Genomic DNA, 16,342 nt, shown 5'->3' on the forward strand with positions numbered 1-16,342 from the left:
TTGTGGCTTTCAGCTTGTCGCTTTAATTCTTGCTGCGCTTCATCGACAGGAAGAACTCGTCGTTGGTCTTGGTATCTTTCAGACGGTCCAGCAGGAACTCGATCGCCGCGATCTCGTCCATCGAATGCAGAATCTTGCGCAGAATCCACATGCGCTGCAGTTCGTCTTCGCTGGTCAGCAGCTCTTCGCGACGGGTGCCGGAACGATTGATGTTGATGGCCGGGAAGGTGCGCTTCTCGGCAATCTTGCGATCCAGGTGGATCTCCATGTTGCCGGTGCCCTTGAACTCCTCGTAGATCACCTCGTCCATCTTCGAGCCGGTGTCGACCAGCGCGGTGGCGATGATGGTCAGGCTGCCGCCTTCTTCGATGTTGCGCGCGGCGCCAAAGAAGCGCTTGGGCTTCTCCAGGGCGTGGGCGTCAACACCACCGGTCAGCACCTTGCCGGAGCTCGGGATCACGGTGTTGTAGGCGCGGGCCAGACGGGTGATGGAGTCGAGCAGAATGATCACGTCTTTCTTGTGTTCAACCAGGCGCTTGGCCTTCTCGATCACCATTTCGGCAACCTGAACGTGACGGGCCGGCGGCTCGTCGAAGGTGGAGGCAACCACTTCGCCGCGCACGGTGCGCTGCATTTCGGTTACTTCTTCCGGGCGCTCGTCGATCAGCAGAACGATCAGGTGGCACTCGGGGTTGTTGCGGGCGATGTTCGAAGCGATGTTCTGCAGCATCAGCGTCTTACCGGCCTTCGGCGGTGCAACCAGCAGGCCACGCTGACCTTTGCCGATCGGGGCGCAGAGATCGATGATGCGGGCCATCAGGTCTTCGGTGGAACCGTTGCCGGCCTCCATGACCAGGCGCTCATCGGGGAACAGCGGGGTAAGGTTTTCGAACAGGATCTTGTTCTTGGTGTTTTCCGGCTTGTCGAAGTTGATCGAATCAACCTTCAGCAGGGCAAAGTAGCGCTCGCCGTCTTTTGGCGGGCGAATCTTGCCGGAAATGGTATCACCGGTACGCAGGTTGAAACGGCGGATCTGGCTGGGCGAGACGTAGATGTCGTCCGGGCCGGCCAGATAGGACGAGTCAGCCGAGCGAAGGAAGCCGAAGCCGTCCTGCAGAATCTCCAGAACGCCGTCACCGAGAATGTCTTCACCGCCCTTGGCGTGCTTTTTCAGGATGCCGAAAATCACATCCTGTTTTCGCGATCGGCCCATGTTTTCGAGGCCCATCTGGTTGGCGATTTCCAACAGTTCGGTAATAGGTTTTTGTTTGAGGTCGGTCAGGTTCATAGGTTCGGAGAGTGATGTAAGGGTTTCGGCAGGAAAGGTTCTTTTCGGCCGCCATGGAACATGGGGCGATCAGCTTGGCTGCGGTGTGTTTTGAGAAGCCGCTGCGCAGGGTGCGTCAGGGCGTTGGAAGCCAAATCTAGCACCGCCGGCCGGTGACGTCCAGCATTGCGGGTGCAAAAAAAGCCCCGGCGGGATTCGCCAGGGCTTGATACATCAGATGTTGCTGTCGAGGAAGGCTGCCAGCTGCGACTTGGACAGGGCGCCGACCTTGGTGGCCTCAACGTTGCCGTCCTTGAACAGCATCAGCGTCGGAATGCCCCGCACGCCGTACTTTGGTGCGGTTTCTGCGTTTTCGTCGATATTCAGTTTGCAGATCTTCAACTTGCCGCTGTAGTCCTTGGCAATTTCGTCCAGTACCGGGGCGATCATTTTGCAGGGACCACACCACTCTGCCCAGTAATCAACCAGAACAGGGGTATCGGACTTGAGCACTTCGTCTTCGAAGCTGCTGTCAGTGACGTGCACAATCAGATCGCTCATGTGTTTCTCCAGAGGGATAAAAAGGCGGAATTGCCGAATCATAGCACCACCCTATACGGCTGCGAAAGGCGATGATCAGTACCGTTGTGCAGGCAATTGTCATCGAGCAGGTGCTAGAATCGAACCAATTCAGACCTGACAGGAAGAGTGCATGGCAGACGCACAGCCGAATGATTTTTCGCTGGTAGCCGCAATTGATCTGGGCTCCAACAGCTTTCACATGGTGTTGGCGCGGGTTGATCAGGGGGAGATACGGATCCTCGAGCGGCTGGGTGAAAAGGTGCAGCTGGCCGCCGGACTCGATGACGACAACATGCTCAGTGACGAAGCCATGCAGCGCGGGTTGGATTGCCTGCGCCGCTTCGCCCAACTGATCAATGGTCTGCCACAGGGTGCGGTACGGATCGTCGGGACCAACGCCCTTCGCGAGGCGCGCAACCGTGGCCAGTTCATTCGTCAGGTTCAACAGGTGCTCGGGCACCGGGTGGAGGTGATCTCCGGCCGTGAGGAAGCGCGGCTTATCTTTCTGGGCGTATCCCACACCCTGGCTGACGACGAAGGCAAGCGCCTGGTGGTCGACATCGGTGGTGGCAGTACCGAGTTCATTGTTGGCGAGCGCTTTGAGCCGTTGCTGCGTGAGAGCTTGAGCGTTGGGTGCGTATCCTTCACTCGCCAGTTTTTTTCCGACGGCAAGATTACCGCCGCCCGCTACAGCCAGGCCTACACCGCGGCCCGCCTCGAACTGATGAATATTGAACAGGCCATTCAGCGCCTGGGCTGGAGCGAGGCGGTGGGCGCCTCGGGCACCATTCGTGCGGTTGGTCAGTGCATTCAGGCCGGCGGTCGCGGCCAGGGAGAGGTAACCCGCGAAGGGCTGCAGTGGCTCAAGCGGAGACTGCTCAAGGCAGCCCACGTCGACAAGCTGGATATGCCGGGGCTGAAGGCGGATCGCCAGCCGATCCTGCCGGCTGGACTGGCCATTCTGGAAGCGCTGTTCGACGCCCTCGGAGTGGAATCCATGCACCACTCCGAGGGCGCCCTGCGTGAGGGGGTGCTCTACGACCTGCTGGGGCGCCATAGCCATGAGGATGTGCGTGAGCGCACGCTGAGCGCGCTGATGGAGCGCTATCACGTTGACCTGGAACAGGCCGCCCGCGTCGAGGCCAAGGCCCAGAAACTGCTGGGCAAGGTGGATGACGCCTGGCAACTGGTCGCCAGCAAGCAGGCACCATTGCTGACCTGGGCGGCGCGGGTCTATGAAATCGGGCTGGATATCGCCCACAGCCAGTACCACAAGCACGGCGCCTATCTGATCGAGCACTCCGATCTGCCCGGGTTTTCGCGCCAGGACCAGCAGGCGCTGGCACTGCTGGTGCGCGGGCACCGGCGCAATATGCCAAGCGCCGACCGGCTGGCCGAATTCGGTGATGAGGCGGTCAACCTGCTGCGCTTGTGCATGATTCTGCGGCTGGCGATTCTCTATCACCATATCCGCGGTTATCAGGACATGCCGGAAATGGCGGTCGAGGCCAGTCAGGACGCGCTGGCCGTCACCTTCCCTGACGGCTGGCTGGAGCAGAACCCGCTGACCCAGGCTGACTTCGAACGCGAAGCGCAGTACTGGGCCAAGGCTGGTTACAGGTTGACGGTTCGCTGAGACGAGTTGGCCAGTTTCTCCAGCAGCGTTGCCTGGGCGCTGCGGGGAATCTGGTTGCCGCTTGGTGAGCTCAGCACGTAGGAGCCGTCAGGTTGCAGAATCCAGCTGCGGGTATTGTCGGTCAGAAAGACCTGCAGCTCCTGCTTGGCGCGGGTGATCAGCTTCTTGCCCTCAAGCGGGAAGCAGGTCTCGACCCGCTTGTCGAGATTGCGTTCCATCATGTCGGCACTGGACATCCAGACCTGTTCCTGGCCGTCGTTGAGGAAGTAGTAGACCCGGCTGTGCTCCAGGAAGCGGCCGATGATCGAACGCACGGTTATGTTGTGTGATACGCCGGGAATGCCCGGGCGCAGACAGCACATGCCGCGGATAATCAGGTCGACTTTCACGCCGCACTGGGATGCCTTGTAGAGCGCCTTGATCACCTTGGCATCGGTCAGCGAGTTGGCCTTGGCGATGATATGCGCGGGCTTGCCGGCCTGGGCGTTGAGGGTTTCCCGATTGATCAGTTCCAGCAGGCGTTTCTTCAGTGTGAAAGGCGCCTGCAGCAGTTTCTTCATGCGCTGGGTCTTGCCCATGCCGATCAGCTGGTTGAACAGCTTGTGCACGTCTTCGGTCAGCGCCACGTCAGAGGTCAGGATGCTGTAGTCGGTGTACAGCCGCGCATTGCCTGCGTGGTAGTTGCCGGTGCCGAGGTGCACATAGCGTTTCAGGTTGCGCTCTTCGCGGCGCAGGATCAGCATCATCTTGGCGTGGGTCTTGAAGCCGACCACTCCATAGATCACTACCGCCCCAGCCTGCTGCAGACGGCTCGCCAGCTGCAGGTTGGACTCTTCGTCGAAACGCGCCCGCAGCTCGATCACCACGGTCACTTCCTTGCCGTTACGGGCGGCATCGACCAGCGCGTTGACGATTTCGGAGTTGGCACCGGTGCGATACAGGGTCTGCTTGATCGCCAGCACGTTCGTATCCTGGGCCGCCTGGCGCAGCAGGTCGACGACCGGTGAAAATGACTCATAGGGATGCTGCAGCAGGATGTCCTGCTTGCTGATGGCCTGGAACAGGTTGTCAGCGCCGGACAGCGCCCGCGGCAGCCCCGGGCTGAATGGCGGGAACTGCAGCTGCGGGTGATTTTCCAGGCCGGTGATCGAGAACAGCCGGGTCAGGTTGACCGGACCGTTGACCTCGTACAGCTCCGCTTCTGTCAGGCCGAATTGGCGCAGCAGAAAATCGGTCAGCGGCTTCGGACAGTTGTCGGCAACCTCCAGGCGTACTGCATCGCCGTAACGGCGCGACAGTAGCTCGCCGCGCAGCGCACGTGCCAGATCGTCGACTTCTTCCGGATCAACAATCAGGTCGGCGTTGCGTGTCAGACGGAACTGGTAGCAGCCGAGGACTTTCATGCCGGGGAACAGTTCGTCGGCATGGGCGTGGATCATTGACGACAGGAACACGAAGTTGTCGCCACCATCACAGAGCTCGTCGGGCAGGCGAATCAGGCGCGGCAGCGAGCGCGGCGCAGGAATGATCGCCATGCCGGAGTCGCGACCGAAGGAGTCGATGCCGTCGAGCTGAACGATAAAGTTCAGGCTCTTGTTCACCAGCAGTGGGAAGGGATGCGTCGGGTCCAGCCCGATCGGGCTGATGATCGGCGCGACCTGCTGGCGGAAGAAGCGGCGAATCCACAGGGTCTGCTTGTGCGTCCACTGATAGCGGCGCAGGAAGCGGATGCCCTTCTCATTCAGCTGCGGCAGCAGAATGTCATTGAGGATGCTGTACTGGCGGCTGACCTGATAGTGCGCGGTCTCGCTGATCTTGCTCAGTACCTGCTGCGGTTGCAGCCCGTCTGGGCCGGTTTGTTCGCGGGCAAAGGTAATTTGCTTCTTCAGACCGGCAACGCGGATCTCGAAGAACTCGTCCAGGTTGCTGGAAAAGATCAGCAGAAACTTCAGCCGCTCAAGCAGCGGATAGGATTCGTCCAGCGCCTGTTCGAGCACGCGGATATTGAACTGCAGTTGCGACAGTTCGCGATGAATGTAGAGCTCGGGCGCGTTCAGATCGGGAACCGGGGTGACTTCGACCACCTTTTCGCTGAGCTGCGCCGGACGGGTAACCAGATCACTGCGTGCGCTGGTTTCGGCTGGCGGCGCGATATCGTCCTTGCTGGTATCACGGGTGCTGTTGAGCTCTGACATGGCTTCCTCTGTGCAGCTACTGACGGCTGCGTAACTGACGCGCCGCGGTTTTGGCAAAATAGGTCAGGATGCCGTCGGCTCCTGCACGTTTGAAGGCGGTCAGCGACTCCAGAATCACCGCTTCGCTGAGCCAGCCGTTGTTGATGGCGGCGCAGTGCATGGCGTACTCGCCACTGACCTGATAGACGAAGGTGGGTACCTTGAAGGTGTCTTTCACCCGGTACACCACATCCAGATACGGCATGCCGGGCTTTACCATCACCATGTCAGCCCCTTCGGACAGATCCATGGCGATCTCGTGCAGTGCCTCGTCGCTGTTGGCCGGGTCCATCTGGTAGGTCGACTTGTTGCCCTTGCCAAGGTTGCCGGCGGAGCCGACCGCATCACGGAATGGCCCGTAGTAGGCACTGGCGTACTTGGCGGAGTAGGCAAGGATACGGGTGTGGATGTGACCTGCGGCTTCCAGCGCCTCGCGCATGGCGCCAACCCGTCCGTCCATCATGTCCGACGGGGCAACGATGTCGGCGCCGGCCTCGGCGTGGGACAGGGTCTGCTTGACCAGCGCTTCGACCGTGACATCGTTCATCACATAGCCGTTGTCGTCGATGATGCCGTCCTGTCCGTGGGTGGTAAACGGGTCCAGGGCGACGTCGGTGATGACGCCCAGCTCCGGGAAGCGAGCCTTGAGGGCGCGCACCGCGCGCTGTGCCAGGCCGTCGGGATTCCAGGCTTCGGCGCCGTCCAGCGATTTCTTCTCCAGCGGCGTGACCGGGAACAGGGCGATGGCCGGGATGCCCAGCTCCACCAGCTCGGCGGCTTCCTCCAGCAACAGATCGATCGACAGCCGCTCGATGCCGGGCATGGAGGCAATGGCTTCGCGCTGTTGCTCGCCCTCCAGGACAAACACCGGATAGATCAGGTCGTCTGCGGTCAGGGTGTTTTCACGCATCATGCGGCGGGAAAAGTCATCCTTGCGCATGCGACGGGGACGGCTGAATGGGAAGGGGCGCTGAACAGGGGAATAACTCACGGGGACTCCAGGGGGGTGCGGGCCGCTGTGCACCTGTCTGATTGACGTTATACGTCCAGATTGTGACGGAAATGTGACAACAGGCGCAGGGCAACCTGCTCCTGTGGGGCACCATCAGGACCAGGTGCCAGCTCGACGCGATTGCGTCCAAGCGCCTTGGCACGGTAGAGCGCGGCATCGGCAGCGCCGAGCAGCGTGTTGAAATCATAACCGTGATGTTCGGAACAGGCTACTCCAAGGCTGACGCTCAGATGGATTGGCCGTTGCAGGGACTGTCCGTCATGCTGGCAGATCGACTGTCTGATGCGCTCGGCTACCTGGCCGGCGTCGACACTGTCGAGCCCTGGAAGCACGACGATGAACTCCTCGCCGCCGAAGCGCCCGAGCAGATCCCGGCCGCGCAGCAGCAGGCGAACCCGGTTGACCAGATGACAGAGCACTTCGTCACCGATCTGGTGACCGAATTCGTCGTTAATATGCTTGAAGTGATCTGCGTCCAGCATGATCAGCGTAAGAGGCTCGTTGCTCGCCGCCATGCGCCGCAGCAGTTGTTCCGCCTGCAGCAGCAGGCTGCGTCGGTTCAGCGTTTCGGTCAGCGGGTCGAGTTCCGACAGCCTGCGCAGGCTGTCGAGGTGGCTGTAGTGGGTCATCAGAATCAGGCCGCAGGCCATGCCGATTTGTGCGGCCATTGCGCCAAGCACCGTAATCAGTTGAAGCGGCCCGCCGAGCAGGTCGTTTGGGCCGTTCCAGCCGGTCAGCGAGGCTGCCGGTCGGGCAACCAGGATGAATCCGTAGGTCAGTGCGATGATCCCGCTGAACCAACTGGCGGTGCGCATCGGCGGCCGTTCGGCAACCAGCAGCTCGGTTGCGCAGAGCAGGCAGAATCCGCCCAGCACCAGCGAACTGATGGCATAGCGTACTGTCAGGTTGTCGATCTGATAGCGGAACACCCAAAGCAGCAGCATGGTGATCAGACTGACCGCTATCGGCGCCCATTGCGGCTGGGTGCGGCTGCGAAATTGACGCAGGCCCAGCCATACCAGCCCGAGCCCCAGGGTCATCAGACCGTTGGCCAGAATAATCGACAGCCCGTGCGGGATACGGTCCTGATTGATATTCAGCAGCAGGCCAAGCATCAGCGATGCATTGCCCAGAGCCCATTGCCGCACGCCGCGTTCGGCAGGTGCCTGCCAGGCTGCCAGAGCGAGCAGCAGGGTTACAGCCAGGGTAACGACCGTCAGGGTGACGGTGAGGGTCTTGATATCCAGATCAGCCAGCATGTGCGCACTCATCCTCGACCTTGGCAGGTCGTCAGCGCTGTTTCGTCCGTGACGGGGAGCGGGGCCATATCCGGCCACCGTTACGGCAGACGTTAAATCATCACCGGCGCGCTGCCAACGCCGAGGCCGCACAGATGTGGTCGGGTTTGCACAAATCCTGATCAGGTCAGAATGCCGCACCCGGTATTGCTGTGAGGTGGTTGTGGCACAATGCCGTATCGAATTGCGGGGTTAATCGGAGATGAATATCTGGCTGCGCAGAGTGCTTGTCGGAGTTGCGTTGCTTGTCTGGCTGGCTGGTCTGGTGTGGGCCTACTGGTGGTTTGAGGGGCGCTATATCAAGGCATTTGAGCGACCTGTTTTCTTTCAGGCCGAGCAGGTGGCGCCGCCGTTTGCTCCCGGGCAGGTGCAGGTGGTGCATGTCTGGCAGTCAAGCTGCCCCTGCAGCGCCGGCCACGAGGCCTATGTTGAGGAAATGACCAGACGCTTCGCGGAGCAGGGCGTGCGTTTCGCCCGCTCCGGACAGTATCCGACGAGTGGTATGCCGGCCGGCTTGAGTAACCTGCCTTACTGGCCGATACCTCAAGCATGGTCCGGTTGGCCGGGCGCGCCGTCTATTGCCATCTGGGCAGCGGACGGAAGTCTGGCCTATGTTGGACCTTACAGCGATGGAGCGCACTGCAGTGCCGACAGCAGTTTTGTGGAGCCGGTTGTTCAGGCTTTGCTGGCGGGGCGCAAGGTGAACATCACCCGGCAGGACGCCGTTGCCTGTCTATGTGATCTGCCTGTCGTGGAGAGCTCTGCCGATGTCGAAACCGGTTCCCGAAAGTCTGACCCTTGAAGCGCACTACCTGCATGCCGATCGCGCCATGCTCGGCGTACTCTGGCTTTGTCTGCTGGGTGCGCTGGGGCTTGCCGCCTGGCACGGCACCTGGTTGCAGGCAATGCTGGTTGGTGGCGGAACGGTGCTGCTGGCCCATATCCTTTACGCGCTGATCCGCGGCAGTTTGCTGTTCCGCTGTTTTGTCGCTGCTGCGTTTATGGTCATGGCGGCGCTGCACATCAACCAGGCGCAGGGCACGCTGGAGATGCACTTTTCGATCTTCGTGCTGCTGGCGTTCCTGATCATCTATCGCGACTGGCGACCGATCGTCGTAGCCACCATCGTCATTGCCGTTCATCACCTGGCGTTTTATGTGTTGCAGATGCAGGAAGCCGGGGTGTGGCTGGCTCAGGGCGTGACCTTCGGGCTGGTAATGGTGCACGCCGGATACGTCATCATCGAAGCGGGCGTGCTGGTGTATCTGGCACGCATGTCCTTCAATGAGGCTCGCGAAGGCGAAGTCATGGGGCAGACCGTCGCCCGGATGATTGGTGACGGCAGCGGCGTGGATCTCACCTGTCGGGCCAATATGCGCTCGCCCATGCTTGATTCTTTCAATGCCCTGCTCGATACCCTGGAAAATATGGTCTCCGGTTTGAGCGCCAGCATGCAGCAACTTGGGCAGCTCGGCAGCTCGGTCAGCAAGGGCGCCAGTGACCTGCGTCAGGGCTCGGAGCAGCAGCAGGACAAGACGCGGTATATGGTGCAGGCCATGCTGGAGCTGAGCCAGGCGACTGCCGACGTCGCGCGCAATGCGGCCGATGCGGCGCGGGCCTCCAGTGAGGCTGACAAGCGTGCCCAGGACGGCCATGCGGCGATGCAGGAAATTGCCCGCGAGGTGGCGTCACTGGAGAATAACATCGCGCAAACCGGCGAGGCGGTCGATGGTGCGGCGCAGCTCGCCATCGATATCGACCAGGTGGTTGATGTGATCAAGGGTGTCGCCGAGCAAACCAACCTGCTGGCGCTCAATGCCGCCATCGAGGCCGCGCGCGCCGGTGATCAGGGCCGCGGGTTTGCCGTGGTGGCCGACGAGGTGCGCAACCTGTCGCAGCGCACGGCGCAGTCGACCAGCGAGATCCAGGACTTCATCTCCCGTCTGCAGCAGGCCTCGGAGTCGGCCCGCAGTGCGATGGAGCAGAGTCGCACCTCGGTGCATCGTTGTCTGCAGGTAACGCAAAGCAGTACCGAGATTCTTGCCGGCATTGTCAGCGAGATCGCCAGTATCGTCGGGCGCAACGCGCAGATCGCTACTGCGACGGAGGAGCAGTCGGCGGTCGGCGAAGATGTCGCTACCCATTTGCACGAGGTCGAAGCCGTTGCGCTGGCCAACACCGCCGAAGCGGTCGAGCTGGATCGCCTGTCCGCCGAGCTGGAGAAGGTGCGTGTGGTGCTGATGCGCGATGCGGCTCAGTTCCGGACCGGCCGCTGAGGTCTCAGAGCCTGGCGATCAGGCGGTCCAGCGCATTGGCGAAGGCCTGCTTGTCCTTATCACTGTAAGGTGCCGGGCCGCTGCGGCCGGCCAGACCGGCGCCGCGCAGCTCGTCCATCAGGTTGCGCACCGCCAGGCGCTCGCCGATGCTGCCCTTGTCGTAGATCTGGCCCCGGGGGTTGATGGCGGTGACGCCGCGGTCGACCAGGCCGGCAGCCAGTGGGATGTCGGCTGTGACCACCAGGTCGCCGGGTCGTGAGTGCTCGATGATGTAATGGTCGGCAGCGTCGGCGCCGGCGGCTACTGTTACCTGGCGTATGCCGGGGCCCGGCGGCAGTTGCTGGGCGCTGTTGGCCACCAGTACCAGTTCGATCTGCTTGCGTCGGGCGGCCTTGACGGTAACGTCACGTACTGGCCTGGGGCAGGCGTCGGCGTCGATCCAGAGGGTCATGCGGGCTCCTCGCTCAGCTGTTGCCGAGTTCCTGTTGCAGGGCTTCGAGCTCTTCCTGAGCCATCAGCCAGTCTTCTTCCAGTTGGGCGATCTGCTGGCGATACTCGGCCTGACGGTTCAGCAGCTCCTTTAGCCTGTCTTTGCTGGCAGCCTCGTACAGGCTGCTGTCGGCCAGCGCGTTCTCCACCTCGGCGTTCAGGTCGCTGACCTTGTTCAGTTCCTTCTCCAGCTTTTCTGCGGCCTTTTTCAGCGGCGCCAGCAGTTGGCGCTGTTCGGCCGCGGCGCGGCGCTGGGCCTTGGCGTCTACCTTGGGCGCACCTGAGCTGGCTTCCGGGGCCGCCGCCGCGGCCTGTTGCTGGCGGAACTGCGCCAGCCAGCGGGTGTAGCTGTCGAGGTCTTCTTCATAGCTGCGCACACGCCCATCGGCGACCAGCCAGAGCTCGTCGGTAGTCTCGCGGATCAGGGCGCGGTCGTGGGAGACCAGCAGCATGGCCCCTTCAAAGGCCTGCAGGGCTACGGTCAGCGCGTGACGCATTTCCATGTCGAGGTGGTTGGTTGGCTCGTCCAGCAGCAGCAGGTTGGGGCGTTGCCAGGCAATCAGCGCCAGTGCCAGACGGGCCTTCTCGCCGCCGGAAAAATTCAGCACCGGTTCTTCGATGCGGTCGCCCTTGAAGTCAAAGCCGCCGAGGAAGTTGCGCAGTACCTGCTCGCGCTCATCCGGTGCCAGGCGTGCCAGATGCAGTAGCGGGCTGGCTTGCGGGTCGAGGCTGTCGAGCTGGTGCTGGGCAAAGTAGCCGATGGCCAGATGTTCGCCGGTTTTCAGTTCGCCGCCAAGCAGCGGCAGGCTGCCGGCCAGTGATTTGATCAGGGTAGACTTGCCGGCGCCGTTGGGCCCCAGCAGGCCGATACGCGCGCCCGGTGCGAGCTGCAGTTTGACCTGCTCGAGAATCGCCGTTCCATCGTAGCCAAGGGTGCCCTGATGCAGATCGAGCAGCGGGGTTGACTGGTTACTGGCCTCACGGAAGCTGAACGAGAAGGGCGAGTCGATGTGCGCCGGACTCAGTTCTTCCATCCGCTCAAGCGCCTTCAGGCGGCTTTGTGCCTGTTTGGCCTTGCTGGCCTTGGCTCGAAAGCGGGCAATGTAGCTCTGCATGTGCTCGCGCTCGGCCTGCTGCTTCTCGAAGGCTGACTGCTGCTGTGCCAGGCGCTCTGCGCGGGTACGCTCGAACTGGCTGAAACCGCCGCGGTACAGGTGCAGTGCACGGTTTTCAAAGTGCACGATGTGCTCAACTACCGCATCCAGGAAGTCGCGGTCGTGGGAGATCAGCAGCAGGGTGCCGGGGTAGTTGCGCAGCCAGTCTTCCAGCCAGAGGATGGCGTCCAGGTCCAGGTGGTTGGTCGGTTCGTCGAGCAGCAGCAGGTCGGAGGGGCACATCAGCGCCTGCGCCAGGTTCAGGCGCATCCGCCAGCCGCCGGAGAAGTCGCCGACGCGGCGGCTGCATTGTTCGGTCGTGAACCCCAGGCCGGCCAGCAGGGTACGCGCGCGGCTGTCGGCGCTGAAGCCACCGTGGCTTTCCAGTTCGGCGTATAGTGCGCCGAGTTGCTCGGCCTGCTCCAGGCGCTCGGCTTCGGCCAGCCGTCGCTGGATATCGCGCAGGCGCTGGTCGCCGTCGAGCACATAGTCGACCGCGTTGCGGTCCAGCGCGCTGACTTCCTGCTGCATGTGGGCGATACGCCAGTCGGCCGGTACGCTGCAGCTGCCGGCGTCGGGTTCGATCTGGCCGCGCAACAGGGCGAACAGACTGGATTTGCCGGCACCATTGGTCCCCAGCAGGCCGACTTTCTGGCCGGCATGCAGGGTGAGGTTGGCGTGTTCAAGCAGTCGCAGGGGGCCGCGCTGCAGGGTAAGGGAGTCGATGCTTATCATGGGGCGGGAGTATATCAGCGCCGCAAGGCGGGAGAAGCACAATGAGTAAGACAACCATCGGCTTGCCGCAATGGGCGCAGTGGCTGTATGCCAGGCCGGGTGCAGCGCCTCTGCTGCTGGCGTTGCAGGACGAATGCGACGAAGACGTGCTGCTTCTGTTGCTGACTATCTGGCTCTGGCTGCAGCGGCGCGCACTGCCGGCGCCGCAATGGCAGGCGCTGCATCTGCAGCAGGCAGCGTGGCGGGATGCGGTTATTCTGCCGGCGCGTGAGGCTCGTCGCGGTCTCGCCGGCGACCCCCAGTCTCAGGCGCTGTATCAGATAGCCAAGCAGGCGGAGGTCGAGGCAGAACTGAGTCAGTTGGCGCGCCTGGCTGTCTGGCTTGAGCGCAGCGAGTTGACCGCAGCCGGGCTGCAGCAGTGCCTTGCGGCGGGCTGCATCGGGCAGATGGACGGGCGTCGCGCCGAGCTGGTAGAGCAGCTGGCGCTATGCCTGGAGCGTCAGCTCAGTTCGCTTCAGTAGCGGGCTGAGCTGCAGACTTGGCTGCCGAGGGTTTGCGCCTGGTCGGCGCGCGGCGGTTGCGCGGTTTGGCGGCCGGTTTGGGGGCGTCGCGCTTGTCGAGGGCCTGGGTCACCTGGGCGTCGATGCGGTCCAGCCCCTTGGCCAGGCGCAGGGTCTGACGCACATCGGCTTCCAGCTGGGCGATATAGCGCTCGGCGTTGTTGCGCGATTGCTCAAGCGTTTCCAGCGCCGCGCGCAGGTCGGCAATCTTGCGGCGCGTCTTGCTTGCCGGCTTGTTCGGATCCTCGGCGGTGCGCTCGGCCAGCCTGGCTTCGCTCTGTTTGAGTTTGTCCTCAAGCTTTTCCTGCTGGCGCTGGAGCTTCTCCAGGGCCTTGCCCGCATCCTTGATCGCTTTCTCGCAGGCCTCGGTGAGGTGTTCGTTGAGGGTGCGTGTCAGGGTCTTCAGCAGATGCAGAGGTGAGGCAACCCTGTCGGCTGTTTTTGGCTTGTCTGTGCTGGTCACGAGCAGCTGTTCCTTGGTCTGCGGATTGCTCAGACGGCGCCGAGCAGATCCTTGTGAGCGGTATGCAGTACTTCGATCAGACAGTCTTCAAGCTCGAAACGTTCATGCAACAGGCCGCCCAGCTGTTCCAGCTGCTGTTGCATCTGCGTCTCGTCGATGATGCTGGCTGCCTGACCATAGCGATCATTGAAGGCAACGGCTTCGAGGGTAATGGCTTCGATGCGCGGGTAGACCTGATGAGCCAGCTCAATGCCGCGCTGGTCGTCGAAATCCTGTGCTTCACGCAGCAGCTGTTCGTAGATTTCGAAATGACCGGCGGAAACGTAGTCGACCAGCACGTCACAGAAGGCCGACAGTGCCGTGTCGGCGGAGTCGGGCACCGGCGTGCGTTTGCGCAGCTGGGTGTAGTCCAGGATCAGCTGGTTGCGTTCGGCGAGCCAGCGGTCGATCAACTGGTGAACACCGCCCCAGCGCTCCTGGGAGGTTCTGCAGGTTTCCAGCATCTTCCACCTCTTTTCGGCAGTGTCGGTCTGGCCGACTTAGTGGGTGTGAATGAATCCCGGGCTGGCATCAGAATAGGCCAGTCGGTATCGCCGCATCAAGGCTTCTGATGCCGGTTCTGCAGCAATCAGTCGACCTTGCGCAGGATCTGCATTACACCGAAGACAGAGAAGCAGATGAACGCGATCAGGGTGCCTTCGGCGATGCTCAGGCCGAGGAAGGTCCAGGTCACTTCTGCGCACTGGGCGGTGCCGCTGAAGACTTGGCTCAGCACATCCCAGAAGGGCAGGGTTTCGAGCATGTAGTCCAGCGGCAGAATGCATGATGGCACCTGATCTGGTGGCAAGTGCTGCAGCCAGACCTGGCGGCCGGCAGTGCCTGCCCCAAAAAGGCTGGCCAGCGTCAGCAGAACGCCGTAGGTTCGTGCGCCGGTGCGCTTGCCGTTCTTCGGGCCGGGGTTATGCAGCACTGCGGCAAGGCAGATCAGACCGACGATGATGAGCGCAATGCGCTGGATGATGCACAGCGGGCAGGGCTCCAGGCCAACCACGTGCTCCAGATAAAGAGCGGCTGCCATCAGCAGGGCGGACACAATCAGGGCAAGCAGGTAGAGAGGGCGAGAGGCCGGCAGGGTCATGCGAGATTCCGTCTTCGTTCGGGGGGCGGACGCCTACCTTAGATCATGCGCCTTGGCGCGCACAAGATCCGGTGGTTGCCGGTATTGATGCGAGGTGCTTGCCGGGCTTTGCGGCCCGGCAAGCAGCGGCTGATCAGGCAGTGCCTGCGGCCTCGGCGGCACGACGCTGTTCGGATTGGGCGAACAGGGCGTCGAAGTTGACCGGGGACAGCATCAGGGGAGGGAAGCTGCCACGCAGTACCAGGTTGTCGATGGTTTCACGGGCGTAGGGGAACAGGATGTTCGGGCAGAACGCGCCGAGGGTGTGACGCATGGCCGCTTCATCCAGGCCGTCGATGGCAAAGATGCCGGCCTGCTGTACTTCAGCGATGAAGCAGACTTCGTTCTCGCCAGTGGTGACGGTGGCATTGACGGTCAGAACCACTTCATAGATACCCGGCTGCAGCTCGGTGTTGCGGGTATTGAGGTCCAGATTGACGTGAGGATTCCACTGGCTCTGGAAAACGGCCGGCGACTTCGGCGACTCGAAGGAAAGGTCCTTGACGTAGATGCGCTGCAGGCTGAACTGCGGCTGACCTGCCTGTGCGCCGTTGGCGGCTTGATTGTTCTGTTCTTCGGCCATCGTGAAAAATCCTTGAAGTGATGGTTGTGTTTTCGGGTTGAAAGCGCTGCTTACCCTGCCAGCAGCGCATCCAGTTGTCCAGAGCGCTGCGCGGCGACCAGGTCATCACAGCCGCCGACATGGGTGTTGCCGATCCAGATCTGCGGAACCGACGTGCGCCCGCCAGCCAGGCGGGTCATCTCGGCGCGTACGGCGGGCTGACCATCGACACAGATCTCGCGGAACTGCACGCCCTTGCTGGCCAGCAGCTGCTTGGCGCGCATGCAGAAAGGGCAATAATTGCTGCTGTAGATGACGACGTCTGCCATGTTATTTGACCAATGGAAGGTTGTCGGCGCGCCAGCCCGAGATACCGCCTGCCAGGCGGGCGACGTTCTCGTGTCCGGCAGCTTTGAGCTGCTTGGCGCAGCTGCCTGCGTGCTGACCTGCGGCACAGACCAGCAGCAACGGCTTGCCCTTGTGCTTGTCCAGTTCGCCCATGCGTTTTTCGAGCGCGTCGTAGGGAATGTTGATGGAATCGACGATATGGCCTGCGCTGAAGTCCTTCTTTGAGCGCAGGTCAATCACAACCGCCTGTTCCCGGTTGATCAGGGTGGTGGCCTGGCTGGCAGTCAGGGCCTTGCCTGACTTGCGACCCTCGGTGAACAGCAGGAGGGCGAGCACGACAAGAAAGGCGGTGGTCAGCAGATAGTGATTGCCGATGAATTCGATCAGATGTTGGAGAAACTGCATTGAACTGGCTTCCGGGACGCTGAAAGCTCGCGAGTATACACCAAGGTTGGCGGGAACCGAGCATGACAGGCCGCCGCCCGACCAGTAAACTGGGGGCCTTGTTGGCGGCCGACAGGCACGCAGTACCCTTTCCCGATCTTTTCA

Annotated in this window: 17 protein-coding genes; 4 read left to right on the top strand and 13 right to left on the bottom strand. The window is 62.0% G+C overall.

Annotated elements, in window-relative coordinates; all coding sequences use genetic code 11:
• Positions 1–22: 22 nt before the first annotated feature.
• Positions 23–1,288: a transcription termination factor Rho gene (gene rho, locus ACZ5WQ_RS15435; RefSeq protein WP_088276203.1), complete on the bottom strand. Its 1,266-nt coding sequence runs from the start codon at positions 1,286–1,288 to the stop codon at positions 23–25.
• A 213-nt stretch (positions 1,289–1,501) separates the two neighbouring features.
• Positions 1,502–1,828: a thioredoxin TrxA gene (gene trxA, locus ACZ5WQ_RS15440; RefSeq protein ID WP_088276202.1), complete on the bottom strand. Its 327-nt coding sequence runs from the start codon at positions 1,826–1,828 to the stop codon at positions 1,502–1,504.
• A gap of 151 nt (positions 1,829–1,979) precedes the next feature.
• Here trxA and ppx point away from each other — a divergent pair, with 151 nt between their 5' ends.
• The gene (gene ppx, locus ACZ5WQ_RS15445; RefSeq protein ID WP_088276201.1) at positions 1,980–3,485 is read left to right on the top strand and encodes an exopolyphosphatase; all 1,506 of its coding nucleotides are present in this window, start codon (positions 1,980–1,982) and stop codon (positions 3,483–3,485) included.
• On the opposite strand, the gene ppk1 is transcribed toward ppx, so the two are convergent.
• The 3 genes from ppk1 to ACZ5WQ_RS15460 all read right to left on the bottom strand — a co-directional run bounded on the left by ppk1 (position 3,464) and on the right by ACZ5WQ_RS15460 (position 7,990).
• Positions 3,464–5,680: a polyphosphate kinase 1 gene (gene ppk1, locus ACZ5WQ_RS15450; protein ID WP_464382612.1), complete on the bottom strand. Its 2,217-nt coding sequence runs from the start codon at positions 5,678–5,680 to the stop codon at positions 3,464–3,466. The genes ppx and ppk1 overlap by 22 nt on opposite strands.
• Before the next feature lie 16 nt (positions 5,681–5,696).
• A complete protein-coding gene (hemB, locus tag ACZ5WQ_RS15455) occupies positions 5,697–6,659 on the bottom strand; it encodes a porphobilinogen synthase (protein ID WP_464383657.1) in 963 nt (320 codons plus the stop codon).
• A gap of 98 nt (positions 6,660–6,757) precedes the next feature.
• The gene (locus ACZ5WQ_RS15460; protein WP_464382613.1) at positions 6,758–7,990 is read right to left on the bottom strand and encodes a GGDEF domain-containing protein; all 1,233 of its coding nucleotides are present in this window, start codon (positions 7,988–7,990) and stop codon (positions 6,758–6,760) included.
• 241 nt (positions 7,991–8,231) lie between these two features.
• On the opposite strand from ACZ5WQ_RS15460, the gene ACZ5WQ_RS15465 reads away from it, so the two are divergent.
• Entirely contained in the window at positions 8,232–8,831 is a 600-nt protein-coding gene (locus ACZ5WQ_RS15465) for a DUF6436 domain-containing protein (protein ID WP_233048814.1), read from the top strand.
• Positions 8,797–10,305: a methyl-accepting chemotaxis protein gene (locus tag ACZ5WQ_RS15470; protein ID WP_347428615.1), complete on the top strand. Its 1,509-nt coding sequence runs from the start codon at positions 8,797–8,799 to the stop codon at positions 10,303–10,305. The genes ACZ5WQ_RS15465 and ACZ5WQ_RS15470 overlap by 35 nt, the downstream gene beginning before the upstream one ends.
• A 4-nt stretch (positions 10,306–10,309) precedes the next feature.
• Here ACZ5WQ_RS15470 and ACZ5WQ_RS15475 read toward each other — a convergent pair whose 3' ends face one another.
• The gene (locus ACZ5WQ_RS15475; protein ID WP_088276194.1) at positions 10,310–10,756 is read right to left on the bottom strand and encodes a YaiI/YqxD family protein; all 447 of its coding nucleotides are present in this window, start codon (positions 10,754–10,756) and stop codon (positions 10,310–10,312) included.
• Positions 10,757–10,769: 13 nt separating this feature from the next.
• Positions 10,770–12,683, bottom strand: a complete 1,914-nt coding sequence (locus ACZ5WQ_RS15480; RefSeq protein WP_233048816.1) for an ATP-binding cassette domain-containing protein — start codon at positions 12,681–12,683, stop codon at positions 10,770–10,772.
• 41 nt (positions 12,684–12,724) lie between these two features.
• Here ACZ5WQ_RS15480 and ACZ5WQ_RS15485 point away from each other — a divergent pair, with 41 nt between their 5' ends.
• On the top strand, positions 12,725–13,204 hold the full coding sequence (locus ACZ5WQ_RS15485; protein ID WP_228245737.1) for a TIGR02444 family protein: 480 nt from the start codon (positions 12,725–12,727) through the stop codon (positions 13,202–13,204).
• On the opposite strand, the gene ACZ5WQ_RS15490 is transcribed toward ACZ5WQ_RS15485, so the two are convergent.
• The 6 genes from ACZ5WQ_RS15490 to ACZ5WQ_RS15515 all read right to left on the bottom strand — a co-directional run bounded on the left by ACZ5WQ_RS15490 (position 13,188) and on the right by ACZ5WQ_RS15515 (position 16,198).
• Complete coding sequence (locus ACZ5WQ_RS15490) at positions 13,188–13,706, bottom strand: hypothetical protein (RefSeq protein WP_228245738.1); 519 nt, start codon at positions 13,704–13,706, stop codon at positions 13,188–13,190. The genes ACZ5WQ_RS15485 and ACZ5WQ_RS15490 overlap by 17 nt on opposite strands.
• Before the next feature lie 29 nt (positions 13,707–13,735).
• Complete coding sequence (gene rsd, locus ACZ5WQ_RS15495) at positions 13,736–14,209, bottom strand: sigma D regulator (RefSeq protein ID WP_228245739.1); 474 nt, start codon at positions 14,207–14,209, stop codon at positions 13,736–13,738.
• Between the two features lie 125 nt (positions 14,210–14,334).
• Positions 14,335–14,844, bottom strand: a complete 510-nt coding sequence (locus ACZ5WQ_RS15500) for a disulfide bond formation protein B (RefSeq protein WP_233048817.1) — start codon at positions 14,842–14,844, stop codon at positions 14,335–14,337.
• Positions 14,845–14,977: 133 nt separating this feature from the next.
• Positions 14,978–15,466: a protein-export chaperone SecB gene (secB, locus tag ACZ5WQ_RS15505; RefSeq protein ID WP_228245741.1), complete on the bottom strand. Its 489-nt coding sequence runs from the start codon at positions 15,464–15,466 to the stop codon at positions 14,978–14,980.
• 50 nt (positions 15,467–15,516) lie between these two features.
• Positions 15,517–15,774 carry a glutaredoxin 3 gene (grxC, locus tag ACZ5WQ_RS15510; protein WP_228245742.1) on the bottom strand — a complete coding sequence of 86 codons (258 nt, stop codon included), beginning with the start codon at positions 15,772–15,774 and terminating at the stop codon, positions 15,517–15,519.
• A 1-nt stretch (position 15,775) separates the two neighbouring features.
• Positions 15,776–16,198, bottom strand: a complete 423-nt coding sequence (locus tag ACZ5WQ_RS15515; protein ID WP_228245743.1) for a rhodanese-like domain-containing protein — start codon at positions 16,196–16,198, stop codon at positions 15,776–15,778.
• Between the last annotated feature and the right edge of the window lie 144 nt (positions 16,199–16,342).

The organism is Halopseudomonas sp. T1L2 (assembly GCF_055397385.1).